17 protein-coding genes are annotated in these 21,437 nt (G+C 56.5%); 10 read left to right on the top strand and 7 right to left on the bottom strand.

Annotated elements, in window-relative coordinates:
- Positions 1 to 16 precede the first annotated feature (16 nt).
- A complete protein-coding gene (locus ACUNV4_RS22970) occupies positions 17 to 1,552 on the top strand; it encodes a tripartite tricarboxylate transporter permease (protein WP_430880972.1) in 1,536 nt (511 codons plus the stop codon).
- A gap of 347 nt (positions 1,553 to 1,899) precedes the next feature.
- Here ACUNV4_RS22970 and ACUNV4_RS22965 read toward each other — a convergent pair whose 3' ends face one another.
- The 3 genes from ACUNV4_RS22965 to ACUNV4_RS22955 all read right to left on the bottom strand — a co-directional run bounded on the left by ACUNV4_RS22965 (position 1,900) and on the right by ACUNV4_RS22955 (position 6,059).
- Positions 1,900 to 2,661 (bottom strand): sulfotransferase family 2 domain-containing protein, encoded by a 762-nt coding sequence (locus tag ACUNV4_RS22965; RefSeq protein WP_430880971.1) that lies wholly within the window; start codon positions 2,659 to 2,661, stop codon positions 1,900 to 1,902.
- 443 nt (positions 2,662 to 3,104) lie between these two features.
- Positions 3,105 to 5,015 (bottom strand): TRAP transporter large permease, encoded by a 1,911-nt coding sequence (locus tag ACUNV4_RS22960; RefSeq protein WP_430880970.1) that lies wholly within the window; start codon positions 5,013 to 5,015, stop codon positions 3,105 to 3,107.
- A gap of 72 nt (positions 5,016 to 5,087) precedes the next feature.
- Entirely contained in the window at positions 5,088 to 6,059 is a 972-nt protein-coding gene (locus ACUNV4_RS22955) for a TRAP transporter substrate-binding protein (protein ID WP_430880969.1), read from the bottom strand.
- A gap of 1,129 nt (positions 6,060 to 7,188) precedes the next feature.
- On the opposite strand from ACUNV4_RS22955, the gene ACUNV4_RS22950 reads away from it, so the two are divergent.
- From ACUNV4_RS22950 to ACUNV4_RS22920, 7 genes are all read left to right on the top strand, one after another.
- Positions 7,189 to 7,371: a hypothetical protein gene (locus ACUNV4_RS22950; protein WP_430880968.1), complete on the top strand. Its 183-nt coding sequence runs from the start codon at positions 7,189 to 7,191 to the stop codon at positions 7,369 to 7,371.
- Between the two features lie 603 nt (positions 7,372 to 7,974).
- Positions 7,975 to 8,049 carry a pyrroloquinoline quinone precursor peptide PqqA gene (pqqA, locus tag ACUNV4_RS22945; protein ID WP_088922039.1) on the top strand — a complete coding sequence of 25 codons (75 nt, stop codon included), beginning with the start codon at positions 7,975 to 7,977 and terminating at the stop codon, positions 8,047 to 8,049.
- A 108-nt stretch (positions 8,050 to 8,157) separates the two neighbouring features.
- Positions 8,158 to 9,075 (top strand): pyrroloquinoline quinone biosynthesis protein PqqB, encoded by a 918-nt coding sequence (gene pqqB / locus ACUNV4_RS22940; RefSeq protein WP_430880967.1) that lies wholly within the window; start codon positions 8,158 to 8,160, stop codon positions 9,073 to 9,075.
- A gap of 42 nt (positions 9,076 to 9,117) precedes the next feature.
- Positions 9,118 to 9,870, top strand: coding sequence for a pyrroloquinoline-quinone synthase PqqC (gene pqqC / locus ACUNV4_RS22935; RefSeq protein ID WP_430880966.1), 753 nt, complete (start codon positions 9,118 to 9,120; stop codon positions 9,868 to 9,870).
- Positions 9,871 to 9,913: 43 nt separating this feature from the next.
- A complete protein-coding gene (gene pqqD / locus ACUNV4_RS22930) occupies positions 9,914 to 10,189 on the top strand; it encodes a pyrroloquinoline quinone biosynthesis peptide chaperone PqqD (protein ID WP_430880965.1) in 276 nt (91 codons plus the stop codon).
- A 1-nt stretch (position 10,190) separates the two neighbouring features.
- On the top strand, positions 10,191 to 11,363 hold the full coding sequence (pqqE, locus tag ACUNV4_RS22925; protein ID WP_430880964.1) for a pyrroloquinoline quinone biosynthesis protein PqqE: 1,173 nt from the start codon (positions 10,191 to 10,193) through the stop codon (positions 11,361 to 11,363).
- A 189-nt stretch (positions 11,364 to 11,552) separates the two neighbouring features.
- Positions 11,553 to 12,113 (top strand): prolyl-tRNA synthetase associated domain-containing protein, encoded by a 561-nt coding sequence (locus tag ACUNV4_RS22920; RefSeq protein WP_430880963.1) that lies wholly within the window; start codon positions 11,553 to 11,555, stop codon positions 12,111 to 12,113.
- Positions 12,114 to 12,141: 28 nt separating this feature from the next.
- Here the strand turns inward: ACUNV4_RS22920 and ACUNV4_RS22915 are convergent, their stop codons facing one another.
- Positions 12,142 to 13,011, bottom strand: coding sequence for an aldose 1-epimerase family protein (locus ACUNV4_RS22915; protein ID WP_430880962.1), 870 nt, complete (start codon positions 13,009 to 13,011; stop codon positions 12,142 to 12,144).
- Between the two features lie 342 nt (positions 13,012 to 13,353).
- Between ACUNV4_RS22915 and ACUNV4_RS22910 the strand changes: the two genes are divergently transcribed.
- Positions 13,354 to 18,327: a hypothetical protein gene (locus ACUNV4_RS22910; RefSeq protein WP_430880961.1), complete on the top strand. Its 4,974-nt coding sequence runs from the start codon at positions 13,354 to 13,356 to the stop codon at positions 18,325 to 18,327.
- A gap of 48 nt (positions 18,328 to 18,375) precedes the next feature.
- Here ACUNV4_RS22910 and ACUNV4_RS22905 read toward each other — a convergent pair whose 3' ends face one another.
- The gene (locus ACUNV4_RS22905; RefSeq protein ID WP_430880960.1) at positions 18,376 to 19,134 is read right to left on the bottom strand and encodes a hypothetical protein; all 759 of its coding nucleotides are present in this window, start codon (positions 19,132 to 19,134) and stop codon (positions 18,376 to 18,378) included.
- 98 nt (positions 19,135 to 19,232) lie between these two features.
- On the opposite strand from ACUNV4_RS22905, the gene ACUNV4_RS22900 reads away from it, so the two are divergent.
- The gene (locus ACUNV4_RS22900) at positions 19,233 to 20,132 is read left to right on the top strand and encodes a LysR family transcriptional regulator (RefSeq protein WP_430880959.1); all 900 of its coding nucleotides are present in this window, start codon (positions 19,233 to 19,235) and stop codon (positions 20,130 to 20,132) included.
- Between the two features lie 178 nt (positions 20,133 to 20,310).
- Here the strand turns inward: ACUNV4_RS22900 and ACUNV4_RS22895 are convergent, their stop codons facing one another.
- Entirely contained in the window at positions 20,311 to 20,547 is a 237-nt protein-coding gene (locus tag ACUNV4_RS22895; RefSeq protein WP_430880958.1) for a hypothetical protein, read from the bottom strand.
- Between the two features lie 430 nt (positions 20,548 to 20,977).
- On the bottom strand, positions 20,978 to 21,292 hold the full coding sequence (locus ACUNV4_RS22890) for a hypothetical protein (protein WP_430880957.1): 315 nt from the start codon (positions 21,290 to 21,292) through the stop codon (positions 20,978 to 20,980).
- Between the last annotated feature and the right edge of the window lie 145 nt (positions 21,293 to 21,437).

Raw genomic sequence — 21,437 nt, 5'->3', positions numbered from 1 at the left:
CAAACAGGTCAGGATAATGGGTGACATATTTGCAAATCTGGGTTTGGGGTTGTCTGTAGCGGTATCGCCAGGCAATCTTGTATTTCTCATCATTGGTGTGTCCGTGGGCATGGTGGTCGGTCTGTTCCCCGGATTCGGACCAGCTGCCGGTATCGCCATACTCATACCGATGACGTTCGGGCTGGATCCAACTACCGCGATCATCATGTTGTCCGGTATTTATTATGGCGCCATGTATGGAGGAACCATTACCTCGATACTGATCAACACGCCAGGAGAGTCGGCCACGGTTGCATCGACACTCGATGGCTATCCCCTGGCCAGAAACGGACGTGCGGGTCCGGCGCTGGTGATGCAGGCCGTTGCATCGTTTTTTGGTGGAACCGTGGGGGTTATCCTGATTTGTGCCTTCACGCCGGCATTGGCAGGTTTTGCAGCCTCCTTCGGGCCATCGGAATATTTTCTCATCGTGGTTCTCGGCCTGCTTCTGCTGACAACGATGATGGGGGATAACCTGCTCAAGGGGGTCATCTCGGCGTTGTTCGGTTTTGCGATCGCGATGGTGGGTGTGGATGCCGTCAGTGGTGCGCAGAGATTCACGTTCGGTTCACCGGAGCTGATCGGTGGCATCTATTTCGTCCCGGTTGCCATCGGGCTGTTTGGTATCGGTGAACTTCTGCATTGCATACATATCGGGCAGCATCGACAAGAGGTACAGAAACTGAGTTTCTCCTTCATGTCGAAGGATTTCTGGCCGTCGATCAAGGATTACACCGAGTCGAAGTTCACTTTCATCAGGGGTTCTCTCATCGGTTTCATCGCCGGAGTTCTGCCGGGTTCCGGGGCGACAATCGGATCGATACTCGCGTATTCCATCGAGAAGAAGGTAGCAAAGGATCCGGAGAAGTTCGGTCAGGGAGAAATGCGTGGACTGGTCGCCCCGGAAACAGCCAATAATGCCGCATCAGCCGGTGCCATGGTGCCGCTCATATCGCTGGGTATTCCGGGTTCCGGAGCAACTGCAGTACTGCTGGGCGCATTGCTGATGTGGGGCTTGCAGCCCGGCCCCATGCTGATCGTCAACAAGCCTGATTTTGTCTGGGGACTGATAGCCAGCATGTATCTTGGCAATGTCATGCTGGTGATCATCAGCATTGTGGCCATACCGTTGTTCGTCAAGTTTCTCGATGTTCCCTATCGGCTGGTCGTTCCTGTGATAGTCATCCTGTGTGTCATCGGCACCTTCGCGTTGCATTCGAGCATGATCGAAACCTGGCTGCTGGTTGTCACTGGTGTCGTCGGCTTCGGCATGAAGAAGTTCGGATACTCGCCAGCGGCTACCGTTCTTGCACTGGTTCTGGGGGCGATGGCGGAAAACACGTTCCTGCAATCGCTGATCATCGGGGACGGCAGTCTGTCCATTTTCATCAGTCGACCCATTTCTCTGTTCCTGAGTTGCACCATTGCCGGGATCATCATCATGGCTGTGTTGCTCAGGGCAAGACGAGGCAGGATCAGAAGACAAGCTGTGGCTGCCGGGTTGATAGACTGAGGAGTTGATGGTATGACGGGCTTGCGGGCTTGCGGGCTTGCGGGCTGGCGGGCTGGCGGGCTGGCGGGCTGGCGGGCTTGCGGGTTTGCGGGTTTGCGGGTTTGCGGGTTTGCGGGCTTGCGGGCTTGCGGGCTTGCGGGCTTGCGGGCTTGCGGGCTTGCGGGCTTGCGGGCTTGCGGGCTTGCGGGCGCGATGAGTGGTCGGGGCACCTGTCATTCAGTTGTTGCCGCTGGTGGCAGGGGAGCCGGCGCTGATTCACGGTGCAGCCGCATCCACGAGGCTGTGCCTGGCATCAGTCGGGCGTCGCAAGATCTGCCGCTTCTTTTCGTGCCCGGATCGAGGGAAGGTCAGTTAGTCGTTGGCGGTTCCGAGGGGCCCGGCATGCGGCGGGAAGTTTCTCGACGCAAGAAGTTGCCGATCTGATCGTCTGGATCTTGAGCGTTTGATAGCGTGTCGGTGTAATCGAAGATGTCGAAATCCGCCTCGTACAGCTCATGTATCCTGACGGCACATTCCTGGCTCATGGGAGTGTCGTCAATGCGTGTTGTACCGGTATTGCGGTGTGGCAAGTCAGCTAGATTCCAGCCCTGTTCCTGCGCCAGAGCACTGAATTCCTTGTTCAGGTTTTCAAAGCGAAGTATGCGATCGGTCATGATGTGCCCAAGCTCGTCACAGACGAACCATGCCTGAGGCATGAACAGGTTATGCAGTACGAGGGAGCTACGCGACAGGTAATCCATGATGAAGGTCTCGAATGTCGGGGCGCGACGTCGGATGTCTTCGCATAACGCGCTGTCGTTGGCACCGCAGCCGCCTCGCATCAGGTAGTGATAGACCGACCTCAGCCTGTCATGTGGATGTCTGACGACAGCAAACTTGTAATATTTCTGGAAGCGGTATTTGTTGGCGTGCCTGTAGATGCGCCAGTTGAGATGCATTCTGTCGTTCAGTCCGGCGCCCAGTGCGTCGAGAATGCTGGTGCCGCCGGTTTTCGGTATATGAATGAATACAATGCGATGCCTGTTTGCATAGCGGCGGTAAGGGTAGCGATTCGAGAAGCTCCGAAAATCCTTCAGTCTCGCTCTCCACAAGGTGGTTGCAGTGCGCATGGGATACGTCTCTGTCGTCAGGGTGTGGACTTCACGAATCGAGACTCCAGCTGGTCTCGTGTCAATGGCAGGGCCTACAGTACAAGAGCTTGTGGCTTGTCGGGTTGCCACCGGCAGCTTTCCTCATAATCTGCACAATTGCCGAAGTGGCCCGGGGGGACGCTGTTTGGCTTGTTTGGCTTGTTTGGCTTGCTTCTCTCGCTGTGCTTGCGGGTCAAGACTGAGGCGTCTACCAGGCCAGGTTGTTTGCACGGCCGAGAACGCTGACGCCGGCTGAGGTGTCTACGAGATCAGGACTATTGCACCATCGAGGAAGGACTAGGCGGATTTGCCAGTTGCCGCCATTATTGTCTGTGCAAGGGGAGGCGGAATGCCACGCTTGTTGCCGCCCCCCTGAAACAATGGCAACCGGGAGTCCAGTACCAGCATATCCATGAACGCCGTCATTGCGCGAGCAGGCGTTCGGGAAGCCAGGTTGCCAGAGAAGGGAAGGCGACCATGATGGCGACCATCAGCACCATGATGGCAAACATGGGCAGTGCGGTCTTGGCTATATAGGTGATGTCGTGCCTGGTCATGGACTGCAGCACAAACAGATTGAAGCCGATGGGTGGCGTGATCTGCGCCATTTCGACCACGACGACGATGAAGATGCCGAACCAGATCAGGTCGATACCGGCTGCACGAATCATCGGCTCGATGATTGCCATGGTCAGCACGACCGCTGATATTCCGTCAAGAAACATCCCGATGATGATGTAGAACACGGTCAGGGCCGCTATCAGCGCAATGGGAGACAGGTCGAATTCGGCAATCCATGCGGCGAGTGCTCTTGGTAGCCCGGTAAAGCCCATCGACAGAGACAGGAATGCGGCTCCCATCAGTATCAGTGCAATCATGGCACTGGTGCGTGTGGCGCCAAGCAGGCTTGCCAGAAAGGTACTCCGGTTCAGTGAGCCCTGCATCGCTGCCAGCACCAGGGCGCCGACCACGCCAAAGGCAGCAGCCTCAGTGGGGGTCGCATAGCCTCCGTACATGGAGCCGATGACGACCACAACCAGAGCGATGACCGGAATCAGCAGTGTGGAATTCTTGAGGGCGTCTACAAAGCCCACTCTGGCTTCAGGCGCTGGCCTTTGTGAGGGACGCAGGTAGTACCAGGCCACAATGTAGAGCATGAACATGGCCGCCAGTACGAGGCCGGGAAGAACGCCAGCCATGAACAGCTTGGTGATGCTCTCCTTCACGGTAACACCGTAGACGATCAGAGTCAGTGACGGTGGAATCATCAGGCCCAGAGTAGCGGCCCCCGCCAGCGTGCCAATGGTCATGAACTCCGGATAGCCGCGTTTCTGCAGCTCTGGAATCGACATTTTTCCGACTGTCGTCAATGTGGCTGCCGAAGAGCCGGAAACCGCTGCGAATACCGTGCAGCCCACCACATTCGTGTGCAGGAGGCCGCCGGGTATGCGTGCCATCCATGGCGCGAGTCCCTTGAACATGTCCTCGGACAGGCGTGTCCGGTAGAGAATTTCACCCATCCAGATGAACAGGGGCAGGGCAGTCAGGGTCCAGCTACTGGAGCTGGTCCAGACCGTGATGATCATGGCATTGCCCGGATCACGGGAGGTGAATCCGATCATGCCGATATAGGCAACCCCCATCAGTGCCAATCCGACCCAGATGCCGGATCCGAGTAGAAAGAACATCACGAACAGGAAGATACCGATCTTCAGCGCTACCGCATCGCGATCAAAGCCGGTCATGGTCCGCAGGGACAGGTAAACCGCGATCAGCACAGCGGCAAGCATGATGGCTCTGCTGATTCTGGAATGCAGCAGGGCATCTGACCAGTCCTTGCCGTGTTCAGCGGCATCCACACCCTGGAAATCGCTCAGCAGAATTCGGGCAAGATTGTCGACAACGGCAATGGCGAAGATGACAGCGCCGATGGCCATGAATGTCTGTGGCATCCACAGCGGTGTTGCATCCTGGCCTTGAGAGATGTCATTGATGCGGGCCGATAGCATGGTGGCTTTCACGGCGTACCAGGCCAGAAACAATGCTGCCAGGCTGGCCAGTGTGTAGCACCAGACTTCCATCGCGCGCTGATATCGTCCGGCCTTGTTGACAAACAATGCAACCCGGATGTGGGCATTGTGATTGAACGTATACGCCATGGCCAGAAAGGATGTGGCTGCCATGGCATAGCCGGCATACTGGGCCCCGCCGGGGAACAGCAGCCCACTCCAGCGGGCAACCATCTGTGTGATGACCAGAATGAGAATTGCAACCAGGGCAACAGCTGCAGCCATTCCGGATGCATGGTAAAGACCGTCCAACAGGCGGCGCATGGGCGACTCCCAGGGGTTGTCAAGTATCGGTAAAGGGCGCCAACCTGCGGGAGGTCGGCGCCCGCAGGCAGATTACTGCTGGTAGGCATCCACGATGGCGGAACCGGCGTCGCCAGCTTCTTCCAGCCATTCCGCCGTCATTGTCTCGCCGATGGCTGCCAGATCGGCAGATAGCGCTTCACCCGGTTCGGAGACCACAAGACCATTGTCGGCCAGTGTCTTGACGAACTCGCCTGACAGTTCGGCCGCCTTTGCAGATCCGCGGGCTTCCGCTTCAGCGGCATTGCTCATGAGGCACTCCTGAGATTCAGCGGGCAATGAATCATAGGCATCGCTGTTGACGAACACGGTATTGCGCGGCAACCAGGCCTTGGCGTCGTAGAAGTTGGTGAGATCTTCCCAGACCTTTTCGTCGACACCTGTGGAGCCGGATGAGATAAAGGCCTCGACCACGCCGGTGGCCAGTGCCTGCTTGAGCTCTGCAGCTTCAATCTGCGTGGGTACCATGCCGCCCAGTTCAGCAACCCGAGCCGTGGCGGCGTTGTATGCGCGGAACTTCAGCCCCTCAGCATCAGCCAGGCTGTTGACCTCCTTGGCGAAATACAGACCCTGAGGCGGCCATGGCACGGAGTACAGCAGCGTCATGTTCTGATCATTCAACAGGGCATTGAGCGTGGGGCGAGCAGCGTCCCGCAACGCATCCGATGCTTCGAAGGACGTAGCGAGAAAGGGGACAGAGTCATAGCCGAAAACCGCGTTTTCATTGGCATGGGCCGACAGGAGACGCTCACCGATCTGGGCTTCCCCGACCTGCACAGCGCGTTTTATTTCATCTCCCTTGAAGAGAGAGCCGCCAGCATGAATGGTGATATCCAGTTCGCCGTTCGTGCATTCGCGAACGGCATCCACGAAGATCTGCGCGTTTTCCGTGTGGTAGTTGTTGGCAGGGTAGGCCACCGGCATATCCCAGTTCTCGGCTGCTGCCACGCCACTGAGGGCAAGCGTTGCAACGCTGGTGGCTAGCACGGTCTTCATCGTGATCATTGTCAGTCTCTCCTGGTTGGTAAGGAGCCGAGGTAGCCCGGCTCGTACGACATGGGAAAAGGCGTCGAGAAGGTATTGCCTACCTGATGATAAATTAACCCAGAAAACAATGTTGTGCTTCTGTGATTCGATCCATGACCGTGTCAGGAGGTGAATTCAGGCAAGCGACAGGTTGTCGACTGCTGCGTGTCGTTGATGGTGCAGCTGCTCCGCTATGAGGCAAATGCAGGCCGAGAGATCAGGCTGCATGGAACGCCACTGCCGGTTCGTTGAAACGGTCTGGCAGGCAGCCGTCGACCAGTGCCATTTGACTGGGTGGCGTCAATCATTCACAACAGTGTGCAATGAAAGTACAGGAGAGGACCGGTTATTGCCGCCGTGTCGTTGGCACGCGCGGGCCACCGCCAGCGCGGATTGACGAATATTCCTGCAAGACTTGATGCCCGCCCCTGGAACCATCAAGGCGTTGCTGTCGGTCATGCCAACACGGCTCGAGTGTCGGTATGGTCAATGACAGGTTCTGTTGCACACCGTTGACGTGGCGACAGATCAAGGTGGGCTTGTTCCAGGTGTCCGTTGGTAGTAAATAGAGCATCAGGCCGCACCGAAGGGTATGGTAAACACGTACTGCATGCTCTGACTTGTATTGATACCTGCAAACACTGCTGAAGTGATATTGGGCTGCAAGTCAGTCTGTGCCAGAGTGGTTTTTCAGTTTTATTGGTTTGTCGGGGAGTTCGTGGAATATTGGATGAATGCTGGTAACTATAGTTCTGGCTTGTATTGAGAGAATGAGTGTCAGCGTGACCACGAAAACCGATAGCTGATGGCTGATGGCCGATTTCTGATTTCTGATTTCTGATTTCTGATTTCTGATTTCTGATGGCCGATGGCCGATGGCTGAGTATCGAGTATCGAGTATTGAGTATTGAGTACCGAAAAGCGCTGACAACGGATGATCGAGACCCGTGTAGGTTCGGTAAACTGTTCTGAACCAGACGGTCTGATCGCCCTGTGAATATCGTGTCTTTGCGGGTGTGCCCGTTCGATGCTTATGTATTCACCGATATATCGTGTTTCCGGTTCGCGTCCACATGTCTCATTGAGATTGAAGAGTCACCAAGCCCTGGTGAAAAGTCTTGTGGGCCATGTCCGAGGGCTGCATACCCACCTGTCTCATCCATCACTGGTTCGGGGCAGTGTTGTCAGGCGAGACAACGATACCTTGCGCGCGGTAAATCGCCTGTCCTTGATGGCAGTGAAGGTTTGCGGAGCCACGGGTATCGCCTTGAATCTGCAGCCGTTCAACTGACATTACGCGGCGCAGTGTATGACTGGACGGTCTGTCGTTTTCATCCTCGTTGACGTTGAAGATCGTGCTCAAGTTCGGAGCTGTCAGGGTTGGCTTTGACGGCGAAGGTCGTGATCAAGTTCAGACCCGTCAAGGCTGGCATTGACAGTGAAGCGACACCGGGCCCGAGTGAAGGTTCGGATCGCCTCACCAGGTCAGGCAAAGAGGATACCGGCATGGCCGGATTCGTCCTTGGCGGTGCTCCGGTGGCGCTGTACCAATGGATTGCTCTTCGCGTTCGTTCTCCGAAACCGGGTATGGATGGGCGCATCGAAGATGAATCGCAGGTGTCAACGCGTTGGGTAATTGGTACCAGCGGGGCGGGTTGCCTGCGAAGACAAGAGCCTCTAAGGCGTTGTTTTCAATCGACTATACTGGCCGCTGAACAATAGCTCATAGGGCGTGTCAGGTGTGCCCGATCTAAAACTGGTGACGGCCGGGCTCAGGCACTATAAGATAAAAGTTCGCGCAGTCATTCGCGATCGGCGGGTAAATTTCGTTGATCGGATCATTCGAAGCTGGCGATACATCATCCGACGATCCTAAAGAGGAGATAAAGTCACCATGAAATGGGAAACACCTAAAGCGATAGACGTTCGATTCGGCTTTGAAATCACCATGTACTTCGCGAATCGCTGAAGCCTGTCGCGGTTTGTCGGTAGTCCGGCTAACACCGGCATCCTGCCGGCAAATTGACCAAACGTGAAGCCGGGGATTCTCCCGGCTTTTTTACAGGTAGAAAATACAGTGTTCATCAGAATTCTCGGTTCGGCAGCCGGCGGTGGTTTCCCGCAGTGGAACTGCAATTGCCCGATGTGCACAGGTGTCCGAACCGGCTCGATCAATGCGCGAGTGCGTACCCAGTCTTCCATTGCTGTCAGCCATGATCGCTGTGATTGGGTGCTGTTCAATGCATCCCCGGATATTCTCACGCAGATTCAGCAATGTGGCGTGCTGCAGCCCGCAAGACAGTTGCGTGACACCGGCATCCAATCGATTGTTCTGATGGACGCCCAGATCGATCACACCACAGGACTGCTGATGCTGCGGGAACACAGACAGGCTCTGTCCATCTGGTGTACCGCCGCGGTCAGAGAGGATCTCAGCGAAGGTAATCCGCTGTTCAGGGTGCTTGATCATTACAGTGGCATCGACTGGCATGAGCTGACCACCGATGGCAACGTCTGCCAGATCCCGGGAGCGGCTTCGGTGACGTTCACGGCATTGTCGCTGACCAGTAATGCGCCTCCCTATTCGCCACACCGTGACAAACCGGTGGACGGTGACACCATTGGCATGATGATGAGTGACACGGTATCCGGTAGATCCGTGTTCTACGCCCCCGGACTTGGCGAAATGGAGACGCATGTCTGGGAGGCCATGCAGAGCGCCGATGTGGTGTTGATCGACGGTACCATGTGGACTGATGACGAGATGATTCAGAGAGGGGCATCGAACAAGACCGCGCGATCCATGGGGCATTTGCCACAAAGCGGGTCTGGCGGCATGCTGGAGTGGCTGGACAAGTTGCCTGAGAGCACACGCAAGATACTCATTCACATCAACAATACCAACCCGATACTCGATGAAGACAGCGAGGAGCGATCGATACTCGACGACCATGGTGTGGAAGTGGCCCATGATGGTCTGGAACTGGAAATCTAGGCGCATGCAGGCAAACGGCAAGTCCAGGAGCATGTGAGGGTGATGAGCGAAGACAACAAACCATGGTCCAGAGAAGCGTTCGAACAGCAACTGCGTGAGCAGGGGCAGGCCTACCATATTCACCATCCTTTCAATGTCATGCTGAATACGGGAGAGGCAACTCCAGAGCAGATTCGGGGTTGGGTCGCCAATCGGTTCTGTTATCAGGTAGCCATCCCCATCAAGGACGCGGCCGTGATGTCCAACTGCACGGATCGTGACGTACGACGCGAATGGATCCAGCGGATGCTTGATCACGATGGGTACGAGATCAATGGTGTGCGTGACGAAGGCGGCATCGAAGCGTGGATCCGTCTGGGGCTCGCCGTGGGGCTGAGCCGGGAGGAAATCACGGACCTCAGACACGTCACACCCGGAGTGAGGTTTGCCGTGGAGGCCTATGTGAATTTTGCCCGCACGCGTCCCTGGCAGGAATCGGTCTGCGCCTCATTGACCGAGTTGTTCGCACCGGCAATACACAAACAGCGACTGGCGACCTGGCCGGAGCATTACCCGTGGATCGACAGTGAAGGGTTGATGTATTTTCGCAATCGCGTCACCCAGGCACGACGCGATGTCGAGCATGGTCTGGCCATTACGCTGGATTATTTCAGGACGCGGGAGCAGCAGCAACGAGCTCTGGATATTCTCAATTTCAAGCTCGATGTGCTCTGGCAGATGAACGACGCCATGGCTGTTCGTTATGGTTTGCCGGGTCAGGCCCCCATTCCTGACAGGCCGGCGGCCGTTCGATGAACGATTCAGGGTCAGAGTGGGGTCAGACGGGATACAGAATGCAATGTCAGCGATAGCGTCAACACAGGTGCCCAGGATTGCCAACGGTTACCGTCTGCAGTTCGAGGATGCTCAGGATATCTGGGTGTTGCTGTACCCGGAAGGCATGGTGAAATTGAACCCCAGCGCAGCACAGATACTGCAACGCTGCGATGGCAAGGCCAACGTGCAGGACATTGTCGATCAGCTGGAAAGGGCTTTCGAAACAAGCGGGCTGAGCGACGATGTTCAGGGTTTTCTCGCCATTGCACACGAACAACACTGGATCACACTGGGCTGATATGTCTTCGTCCATGCTGGAACACGGTCATAAACACGATTCGTCGGCTAACCGGCCGGGGCCGCCGCTGTGGTTGCTGGCTGAACTGACCTACCGCTGCCCCTTGCACTGTGCATTCTGCTTCAACCCGGTGGACTTCGCCACGCAGGAAGCGGAGCTGGATACCCAGGGCTGGATCAAAGCGTTGCGACAGGCGCGTGCACTGGGTAGTGTTCAGTGTGGATTCTCGGGTGGGGAGCCCATGTTGCGTGATGACCTGGAAACACTGGTTGGCGAAGCACACGATCTTGGCTACTACACCAACCTGCTGACCACGGGCGTCGGTCTCAACGCGAAACGGGCCAGAGCGTTGAAGGATGCCGGCCTGGATCACATTCAACTGTCGTTTCAGGACTCGACGCGGGAGATGAACGATTTTCTGTCCAATACCCGTACTTTCGATCTGAAGAACAAGGTGGCTGCTCTGATCAAGGACCATGAATGGCCCATGGTGCTCAATTGCGTCATTCATCGGATGAATATCGATCATGTTGACAAGATCATCGAGATGGCGCTGGAACTCGGTGCTGAAACGCTGGAGCTTGCCAATACTCAGTACTATTCCTGGGCTGTGGTCAATCGCGATCATCTGCTACCGTCGAAGGCTCAGCTGGAGAAGGCCGAGCAAGTGACCAATGAGTATCGCGAACGCTTTGGCGATCGGCTGCGCATTGTCTTCGTGGTTCCGGACTATTACGAGAATCGTCCCAAGAAGTGCATGAACGGCTGGGGCAATGTGTTTCTGACAATAGCCCCTGATGGCACGGCATTGCCCTGCCATACGGCGCGCATGTTGCCCGGAGCGGCCTTTCCGAATGTTGCCGAACATTCCATTGAAGATATCTGGTATGGCTCCGAAGGGTTCAATCGCTATCGAGGCAAGAACTGGATGAAGGAACCTTGTCGCTCCTGTCCGGAAAGTGATGAGGATCTGGGTGGATGTCGCTGCCAGGCTTTTCTGCTGGCCGGAGACCCGGCAGTTGCCGATCCGGTCTGCGACAAGTCACCTCACCGCGAGGTCGTGGATCAGGCCATCGCGAAAGCACAAGACAACAATGGCTTGCCGTTGAAGGATCAGCCATTGATTTTCAGGGATCCGGCGGAGTCACGTCGGTTGAGTGTTGACAAGAGCTGACCGATTCGGCTCCCGATCACAGAGCCGGTCAGTTGGCAGAAGCGTTTCTTCGAACACGCGGTTACACGATCTTCCACCATCAGGTATCCTTTCGGGCCAGCCAAGCCAGCCAAGCCAGCCAAGCCAGCCAAGCCAGCCAAGCCAGCCAAGCCAGCCAAAGGCGATCATTGACAGTATTCCCTGAAGATCATGAGCCACTCCGATAGACCTGACCCGGACGCGGTTGTGCTGGCCAATGGCGAGCTGGCTGCCAGCGTCGAGCAAGTACTCGCTGCCTTGCATGCCTTGCACATCGAGCAACAGACGATCAGTCATGAACCACTGTATACCGTCGATCAGGCCAAGGGCATGGTTTACCAGGAGCCCGGTGCGCACACCAAGAACCTGTTCCTGCGCAACAAGAAAGGCCGGATGTTTCTACTGGTGGTGGAGCAGGATCATACCGTTGATCTTCGCGGTTTGAGAAAATTGATTCCGGTAAGCGGCGGGCAATTCGCGTTCGCCAGCACCGAGCGACTGGGGCTCTATCTCGGCGTGGTTCCTGGCTCGGTCTCCCCGCTGGCACTGATCAATGATACACAATGCAAGGTGGGTGTCTATTTCGAGGCAAGCGTGCTGGAACATGAATGGATCTATCTGCACCCCTGTCGCAACACCCATAGTACGCGGCTGCGTACCGCTGATCTGATGCGGGCGCTCGAAGCCTGGAATCACCCTCCAACGGTTTTGAACTTCCAGGCGGAATCCTGACGAGACCGTTGTTGTCCGATGGCAGGTGTCAGGCTATGCCTTGCTCACCGGGGAAGACGATACCGATGCCGTGCTCGAAAGTGTGGCCCGGTGCAAGGGTTTTCAGGTCCGGCTTGTTCGCAAACTGCCCGTTCGAGTCGACAAAGTCGCAGGTGCCGAGCCATGGCTCGATGCAGACGAATGGTGCTGCCGGCTTGGCCCAGACACCCAGATGTGGAGCGCCACCCGTATTGACCGTCAGCATGGTTCGGCCATTGTGGCTGAGCCTGATGGACTCGGCCTTTATGTCCCGGAATACCAGGGCGTCATTGTCGAACAGGCTTTCGCTCAGGGGAATAACGTTGGGATAAGACTCTGAGTCCGTTTCCAGAAGTCCGGATTCGTTGAGGTCGTAGCGTTGCAGCGGCTCGCTCTGTTCTATCGCGACGGCATAGTTCTCGAGCTCCCGGGTGTCACCGATGTTCAAGGCGAAGGCGGGGTGTGAGCCCAGTGTGAACAGCATCGGCTTGTCGTCCTGGTTGATGACTTCATAACGAATGTCCAGGCCTGACTCATCCAGAGTGAAGTGCACAAGCAATTCGAATTGCCAGGGGTAGTGTTGCAGGGTGGTGCTGTCCGATTGCAGACGCATCGATACGACGTTGGCACTGGATTTCACGCGGTCGAAGCGAGCATGTCTGGCGATGCCATGTTTGGCCATCTCATAGCGAGTTCCCTGATGGATCATGTGGCCGTCCCTCAACGCACCTACGATGGGGAACAGTATGGGAGCTCTGCCGCTCCAGTAACGAGCATCACCCTGCCACAGGTATTCGACCTCGTCGACTTTCAGACTGCTGAGTTCAGCACCGACAGGGTTGATGGTCGCTTCAAGGTTCTTGTGGCTTATCGTGTACACGAGTGGCAAGGGTCCGCTATCCGGAAAGTGAGATCAGGGTTCCGTGCCCAGTCTACCCCAGACGGGCCTGGCATTTCGAAAGTCTGATTCCCATATCAGACACCCATATCAGACACCCATTTCCCTGCCTCTCGACAAGAACAGAAACAAGAACAGACACCCATATACCCACTTCGCACCCGACGTGCGTTCGTGAGATCCGGTGAAATCTGGTCGCTGACGAGCCAGGTGCGTTGTTCACAGGGTGACCGCGGTCACGTCTGCCGGGTGCACATCTAAAGACCAGACACATCCGGGCGATGTCAGGAAGACGAACAGCCAACCAGCTCGGACGCTTCACTGATGAACCGACGATCGATTTCCCCTGTGGCTCGACCGCTGCCCGGTTATGCCTTTATCCTGGCTGCCAGCCTGAGTTTCCTGCTGCTGTGGGCTGTTGCCTCGATCACCGATCATTCGGGGTTGTCGAGCAATCCGCGACTGGAGGCTGCGAACCCCGGAGAAGTGGGTCCACGGCTGGTGAGCAGCGTCACCGAGATCGATTTCGGCACGGTCGAGGTCGGAGAGCGTGATACCCGACGCCTGGTTCTGACCAACAGCTCCCTGGACAGGGAAATCACCGTCAGTGCGAACTGGCTCAGTGAGCCCGATGCGCTGGAATTCGCCAGTGATTTCAAGGGACCGCGCACCTTGTCGGCTGGTGATTCCCTTGTCATCGAACTTGTTTTCACACCAGCGGAAGCCGGTCATCGTGTTGGCGCCTTGTACGTGTCGCACGACGGCGAGTCCAACCTGGACATCTTCACGCTGAGTGGTAACGGCGCATTTGCAGAGGGCTCGGAACCCGCGCTGGGTAGCGCCATGCCGTCCAGTGAGCCGGCATTTGGCAAGGCCATTCTGACGGACCACTCCAAGGTCAAGCCAACATCCCTGCAGTTTGGCCCGGATGGTCGCTTGTATGTGGCCGACATGCTCGGATTGATCAAGGTCTTCGACATCGAGCGAAGCGGGGCCAACGACTATCGCGTGGTGTCGGAAGAGACAATCAACCTGATCAAGAACATACCGAATCATGACGACACCGGTGATGTCAATACCGCGATCAACAAACGTCTGGTGACGGGCTTGCTGGTTGCAGGCACCGCATCCAACCCTGTCGTCTATGTCGCCTCAAGTGACCCGCGCATCGGCGGTGGTCCATCGCATACGGAGACCGGTCTGGATACCAACTCCGGTGTCATTTCGAGACTGACGCTTGATGTAAACGGCAACTGGAAGAAGCTCGACCTGGTACGCGGATTGCCGCGTTCGGAAGAAAATCATCACGGTAACGGCATGGCGTTGAATGAGGCGACGCAACGGCTCTATCTCGCCGCGGGCGGCAATACGAATCAAGGGGCGCCGTCAAACAATTTTGCGAAACTGCCAGAGTATGCCTTGAGTGCCGCGATACTCGAGATCGATCTTGGTGCAATTGGCGAATCGACATATGATCTGCCGACGCTGGATGATGAAACCCGATCAGGGAAGAAAGACAAGAATGACCCCTTTGGCGGCAATGATGGGCTGAATCAGGCAATGCTGGTGCCGGGCGGCCCCGTACAGGTCTATGCCCCCGGGTTTCGCAATGCCTACGATATTGTGCTCACTGATGAAGGCAGGATGTACACCATCGACAATGGCTCGAACTCGGGTTGGGGTGGCTCGCCGGTTGGCGAGGGTTCGAATGGCCAGTGCAGCAATCAACAGAGTGAACCGGGCAAGACCTATCCGGACGCCCTGCATTTCGTCAGCGAACGCGGCTATTACGGAGGACACCCGAATCCGACGCGAGCCAGTCTGTCGAACACATTCAATACTACCAATCCACAGCCCGCGGTCAGTGAAGCGAATCCGGTCGAGTGTGATATGCGCGCCGCCGGCAGTGCCGCCAGCCAGGCTTTGACCACCTTCAGTTTTTCGACCAATGGCCTTGTTGAATATCGTGCATCGAACTTCGGTGGTGCCATGCAGGGTGACTTGTTGGCCGCGGGCTGGAACAACTCGATACAACGACTTGTACTGAATGGTTCAGGTAACAAGCTCCTGAAGAAGGACAAGTTGTTTGCCAATGTGGGAGGGCTGCCTCTGGATGTGAGTGCTCAAGGCGATGCACAGCAATTTCCCGGAACGATCTGGGTTGCCGACTTTGTGAAAAAGCAGATTGTCGTATTCGAACCCGTTGATTACGACGGTGCAGTAGCAGGCATTTGTGGCGGTACGCCCTCCAACGATGATGACAAGGACGGTTTCTCGAACGCGGATGAACTGGCCAATGGCACGGATCCCTGTTCACCTGCAGATCTTCCTGCCGATCTGGACGAGGACTTCCTGTCGGATCGCCAGGATACGGACGATGACGGTGATGGAATCGCAGATCTTGAAGACCCCTTCGTTCGGGATCCGGACAATGGGCGTAAAACGTCGTTGCCTGTCTCTTACGAGTGGGAGAATGACAGCGAGACGGCAGGTTTTCTGTTCAATCTCGGTTTCAGTGGCCTGATGAACAATGGATCCAGTGAGTATCTGGACTTGTATTCTCTGGCAAATCTGACGACCGGTGGAGCCGCTGGAGTGCTGACCATCGACGATATTCCGGATGGTGACCCGGTGGGGAAACTGAACAGCCAGGAGTATGCCTTCCAGTTCGGAATCGACGTGACGCCGGAAAGTGCTGCTTTCACCGTACATACTCGTCTTTTGAGCCCCTTCTCCGGTGCTTCAATAGGGGGTATCCAGTCGATGGGTTTCTATATCGGTACCGGAGATCAGGACAATTACATCAAGCTGGTCATGAATTCAACCGGCAAGACAGGTGGCGTCCAGTTTGCTGCTGAACGCAACGGTTCGTTCAAGGGTGTCGCCACGGTAGCGGCTCCCATTTTCGGACAGGAGGAGGTTGATCTGTATCTGTCGGTGGAACCCGCGACGGGTAGCGTCCAGGCCTACTATCGCAGTGGCGAAGACGGTGAGATCGTCTCCGTCGGTCCTGCCACATCCTTCCCGTTGGAGTGGCTCGAGGCGGACAGCGGATTGGCAGTCGGCATCATTGCGACCTCATTTCGTGGTCCCACTTTCGACGCTACCTGGGACTTCATACGCGTGCTGGACGGTGCGACAGAGGGATCACCTGAACCAGAGCCGAATGAGGAGTGGGTGGAACCTGTAGATCCTGTCCAAGCGGCGGCCAATGAGTTGATCGTGATCGAGGCCGAGCACGCCGTGACCAATGTCGCCGCTGCCGGTCATCATTGGAAAGCAGGCAATCGACAGGGGGCACGCGGCAACGCATCGCTGGTCACCACTCCCGACGACGGCCTGCTTCGTCGCAGTACTGTCGACACGCCCCATGTGAGTTATCAGGTGAATTTCCCGGCTGCAGGCAAATGGCAGGTCTGGGTCCGAGGCTGGGGTGATGCGCATGACGGCGAGGGCAAGAGTGACAGCGTCCACGTGGGACTCGATGGAATACTTGACGGGGCAGCTTCGGTGCAGGGCTTTCCTGCAGGTGGGTGGACCTGGTCCAATACAACTCGTGATAGTGGTACTGCCAGCGTGCAGGTTGACTCGGCCGGGGTGCACACGATCGATGTCTGGATGCGCGAGGACGGTTTCGAGTTCGACACACTGGTACTGAGCCGGGACAGCAGCTTTGTTCCCACTGGAATGGGGCCAGCGGACCAGCAGTCGAGCGGCGGAAACGATGAGGGAAGTGCCACAGACTCCGCTGCTGGAAGCACGGATGACGATGGCACCGGTATCGGTGATGAAAGTGGTACCGCCGACGACGGTGGTACGAGCGGGGATGAAGCTGAGAACTCGCAAGCGGAGAGCGGTGAGGATGCCGGTAGTGCCGATGACGCGACGAGCGATGGGGATGCCGGTGGCGGCAATGATACGGCAAGCGATGGCGGTGACGGTTCCGGCAGTAATGGCGATGATGCCGGCGAGAGTGTCGTAGACGCAGGTTCTGAGGGTTCTGAGGGTTCTGAGGGTTCTGAGGGTTCTGAGGGTTCTGAGGGTTCTGAGGGTTCTGAGGGTTCTGAGGGTTCTGAAGGCGATGCACAGGCGGCAACAGGCGGCGTCATTGTGATCGAGGCTGAACATTCTTTCGGTTCAGTCGTCGCCGCCGGTCACAGCTGGGCACCTGGAAGTCGCAGCGGTGCGCGTGGTAATGCCTCGATGATTGCCACTCCCGATTCCGGAATGATCCGGCAGAGTCATGTCGATACACCGCAGCTTCGTTATCAGGTGGATTTTCCCGAAGCCGGCAAGTGGCGAGTCTGGGTTCGCGGCTGGGGCGATGCTGTAGATGGTGAAGGCAAGAGTGACAGTCTGCATGTTGGTGTCAATGGCACGCTTGCCGATGCGGCGGCCTTGCAGGGCTTTCCGTCCGGCGGATGGGTCTGGTCGAGTTCGACTCGTGGCAATGGCATTGCCGCTGTGCAGATCGATTCTGCCGGGGTGCACACGATTGATGTCTGGATGCGTGAGGATGGCTTCGAGTTTGATGCACTGGTATTGAGCCTGGACCAGACTTATGTACCCAGCGGTTCAGGACCAGCCGAGCAGCAGGTGGGCAACACCGGTGAAAGTGAGGCGGAAGATCATGCTGGCCAGGACATTGATACGGGCACTGATACGGGCACTGATACGGGCACTGAAACCGCCGATGGTGGCGGGCACGGTAACGGCGAGGGAGATTCCGGCAGCGAGAGTGACACGGATACTGACAGCGCTAGTGAGCAATCCGAAGACAACGGTTCGTCGAGCTCTGTCAGTGAGGTGGTGCTCATCGAGGCCGAGTCGTTCTCATCCCGAAAGGCTGCTGGTGCACATGCCTGGGTCTCGGGGAAAAGAAGTGGGGCAAGCGGAGGGTCCATGGTTACCACTCCGGATACTGGCGCCCTGAAAAAGAGTACCAACGGGTCGCCGGTCATGCGCTACACGGTTGACTTCCCCACGGCAGGCAAATGGAGAGTCTGGGTGCGTGGATGGGGCGATGCCCACAATGGGGAAGGGAAGAGCGACAGCATTCACGTCGGCATCGACGGTACATTGGCCGGCGCAGCTGCAATGCAGGGTTTTCCATCTGGTAGCTGGACCTGGTCGAACAGTACACGTGGCAATGGTGTTGCCAGCGTGCAGGTCAGTTCACCCGGGCAGCATACGATAGACGTCTGGATGCGCGAGGATGGACTGGAAATCGATGCACTGTTGTTGACGACAGATTCGGATCTTGTGCCGGATACCAAGCTCTTTGACAATGGCGAATGATTCGGGAAGAGTCTGGGTTTTCCTGTTTCTGGTAACGGAGTACCTCGCTTATCCGGTTTTCATGTCCTCCTTTTGTCCGGAGTTGCATTTGTGAACTGTGGGCGGTGTGGAAACAGAACCTGAGTGAAGGAATGCAAGCGTCTTTCGGAGAAAGAGCAGACGGAATATCCAGTAAAGTGCAAGACAGACTACCAGTATCTGTGGGATCAGCAGAAGTGGGTTTCCTCGCAACGACTCCGGTAGCAGCACCGAACCTGGTCCGGTGAAGAGGGTAGAGGTTGCGAAAAACAGTGCACAGTGCATTCTCCAGACATGCCTGATGATTCTGTGCCTGTCTTGAACGCCACCGATGCGCAGGTTGTTGAGATCCAGTCCCATCGACAGAGTTGCCAGTATTGCGAAGAAGATACAAGCCTGTCTCTGAGTCGCTTGCGACGCATCAGCAAGGATACTGTGCGTGTGCAAGCCAAGGCCGAAACCCGCAGCGGCGATGGACAGTGCGACTACCGGCGCTGCATGATCCAGTACGGAGAGCCGATTTGCCTGGTGATTCACGCTCGACCAGGCGGAAATCACCAGGTAGCACATGAACGCGGTAAATAGAAGACCGGTTGCCGAGACACTACCCGGTAATAGCCAGGTGCTGGCTGCCACTACCAGTCCCATCAGCAGCATCGACACGGTGAAGATGCGACCGGAAGTTCGGTGCGGCCTGGATCCTTTGCGCAGTATCAGTGCTGCCGCTCCGCTGCACACAGTCGCCGATCCAGTCAAGGCATGCAGTTGCATGACAATTGATGTGTCCAAGAGAATTCTCCGGCTCGCAAACATCTGAGGGGCCAGTTTATGTATGCTTTGAAGCATAGGCAATATGAGTATTGCGTCTATTGGATATGCGTAAACGCATGGATTGGAGCGCGACACATTTCGATTGGAACCGGGCGAGAGCATTCCTGGTCACCGCTGAAGAAGGCTCCCTGTCGGCCGCTGGTCGAGCGCTGGGAATGGCGCAACCAACGGTGGGTCGTCAGGTGGCTGCCTTGGAGAAGGAACTGGGTGTCGTTCTGTTCGATAGAGTCGGCAAGCAACTCCGGTTGACGCCGAGTGGCCTGGAACTGGTGGACCATGTTCGACAGATGTTCGAAGCGGCCACGCGCGTATCCATGGCTGCCAGTGGTCAATCTCGACAACTGGATGGCGAGGTTTGCATAACGGCGATCGACAGCATAGCCGCACTGTGTTTGCCGCCAATGATCAGACAGGCGCGCAGGCAATACCCGGGTATATCAATCGAGATTCTGGCATCGAACGAGCTCAGCAATCTTGGTCGGCGAGAAGCTGACATTGCCGTGCGCAATGTACGACCCTCTCACCCGGATCTGGTTGCAAAGAAGGTCTGCAACGTTGCCGCTCGTCTCTATGGTTCACGAGACTATCTGGATGGTCTTGGCAGGCCGCTCACCACCGAGGTACTCAACAAGGCCGATTTCACCGGTTTCAACCGGGGGGGCGAGATGATCGATGCGCTGCGAGTATTCGGTTTGACACTGACTGCCGAAAACTTCCCCGTGATCTGCGAGAATCATCTGGTGCAGTGGCAGATGGTCAGGCAAGGGGTCGCCCTGGGATTGATGATGGAAGTGATCGGCGACAAGGATCCGCAGATGATACGAGTGCTGCCTGATACCGAGGCAATCACGTTCCCGATATGGCTGGTCGCCCATCAACAGCTCAAGAGCAGCAAGCGTATTCGGGCAATCTTCGACCTGCTTTCAGACTCGCTGGCGGAGCTGGCGGCGACGTGATATTCATGCTGACAGTCTCAGCGTGGAATCAACTGGCCATGTCGTCTGGCAAGATCGCTGGGCAAGCGTCGCATGGCAAGGTAATGGGGCGGGGTGTCTCGAACAGGCATGACGTGAATTGCCGAGTCGGACTGCACGGGCCGGGCGCCGTGCAGTCCGGTTTCTGACTTCGAGCGGCTCAGGCGGCTCGTCTTTTCGGGGTGGACAAGGCTTCCACGGCTTTCAGCTGCTCGCGAGCGATGTTCTGCGCATCTCTGGATCCCAGTGCGAAATCCTGCAAGGTCAGCAGCGGAGAGAGTTCGAGTAGCCACTTTGCATGCAGATCGTCGAGTGCGGGGAGCCCTCGCGCTGCGCGTTTCGAATTGATTTCCTGAAGTCTGGAGTGCTTCGCTGTGATTGAGGTAACGTTGTTCATGTTCAGAGTTTTCCCCGTAATCTCATGTGAACTCAGGCACTTGCCTGCTGTTGCCGACAAGGCGGCCGTTTTCGGGTTCTCGGCAATGATGCAACGGTATTCAGCAATATTATCGGTTATGTCGTACAGCTCACAGACCAGGGTCAGTTCGGATCAGAGGTCGAACGGCGGAGCACCTGGGCAGATACGGTAGAGACGTGGCGGTTGTGGCCGAAGCCGGACGCTCGTCAGCCTGGCTGGCTGGGGTATTGATCAGACAACAGTTCCCTTCTCGACCGTCTGAACACGGATGCAATGGACGCTCAGAACACGCGGCCACTGCAAGGAAAGCAGCGTCATGCTGCAGCTTTCCAGCAGATGATGATCTTGCTACCTGCATGTGCAATGTCACCCGAATGCCTGCGAGGCCGAGACAACGTGGGGTCCGCATTCAGCTTCTGCGAATTCGTACCACCTTCATTATCTCGAAATCCATGCCGGCAACCGTTTCCGTTTGAGGGTAATAGGTGAGATTGACGGGGGCTCCCTGCAGGCTCCGATATTGTTCCTTCCTGTTGTACTTGAACGGCACGTCGTATCCTTCGAGCATCAGGGTATTGACGATCCAGTCGCCGCTTTGTCGCTGTACATGGCTAACCACTTTCACTGAATCCAGCTGGTTGAGTTGTCCATGCTTTTTCAAGAGCTTGTCGGCGTCGGATTTCACGGTCTCCGGTTTCCCTTCATTGTCATGTGTGATGGTCATTGTAAGTCATGAGTAGTCCAGGAGATGTGTCAGCAATGTGAGCTCGTTCTCGTCTGGAAGCGCCGGAACGCTGCGTTACCGTGCTTTGGCATATTCGGGTAGATCGCATCAGCTGCTGCTTCATCTGGCGTATGCTTGACTGAAG

It is taken from the genome of Granulosicoccus sp. 3-233 (genome assembly GCF_052681095.1).
Note: the sequence above shows the minus strand (reverse complement) of the source record. Positions and strands in the feature narration are given on the sequence as shown.

Excerpts from the sequence above, each read along its gene's own strand:
- ACUNV4_RS22970 (WP_430880972.1), top strand. The coding sequence starts at position 17 with ATGGGTGACATATTTGCAAATCTGGGTTTGGGGTTGTCTGTAGCGGTA.
- ACUNV4_RS22965 (WP_430880971.1), bottom strand. The coding sequence starts at position 2,661 with ATGCGCACTGCAACCACCTTGTGGAGAGCGAGACTGAAGGATTTTCGG.
- ACUNV4_RS22960 (WP_430880970.1), bottom strand. The coding sequence starts at position 5,015 with ATGCGCCGCCTGTTGGACGGTCTTTACCATGCATCCGGAATGGCTGCA.
- ACUNV4_RS22955 (WP_430880969.1), bottom strand. The coding sequence starts at position 6,059 with ATGATCACGATGAAGACCGTGCTAGCCACCAGCGTTGCAACGCTTGCC.
- pqqC (WP_430880966.1), top strand. The coding sequence starts at position 9,118 with ATGAGCGAAGACAACAAACCATGGTCCAGAGAAGCGTTCGAACAGCAA.
- pqqD (WP_430880965.1), top strand. The coding sequence starts at position 9,914 with ATGTCAGCGATAGCGTCAACACAGGTGCCCAGGATTGCCAACGGTTAC.
- pqqE (WP_430880964.1), top strand. The coding sequence starts at position 10,191 with ATGTCTTCGTCCATGCTGGAACACGGTCATAAACACGATTCGTCGGCT.
- ACUNV4_RS22920 (WP_430880963.1), top strand. The coding sequence starts at position 11,553 with ATGAGCCACTCCGATAGACCTGACCCGGACGCGGTTGTGCTGGCCAAT.
- ACUNV4_RS22910 (WP_430880961.1), top strand. The coding sequence starts at position 13,354 with ATGAACCGACGATCGATTTCCCCTGTGGCTCGACCGCTGCCCGGTTAT.
- ACUNV4_RS22900 (WP_430880959.1), top strand. The coding sequence starts at position 19,233 with ATGGATTGGAGCGCGACACATTTCGATTGGAACCGGGCGAGAGCATTC.
- ACUNV4_RS22895 (WP_430880958.1), bottom strand. The coding sequence starts at position 20,547 with ATGAACAACGTTACCTCAATCACAGCGAAGCACTCCAGACTTCAGGAA.
- ACUNV4_RS22890 (WP_430880957.1), bottom strand. The coding sequence starts at position 21,292 with ATGACCATCACACATGACAATGAAGGGAAACCGGAGACCGTGAAATCC.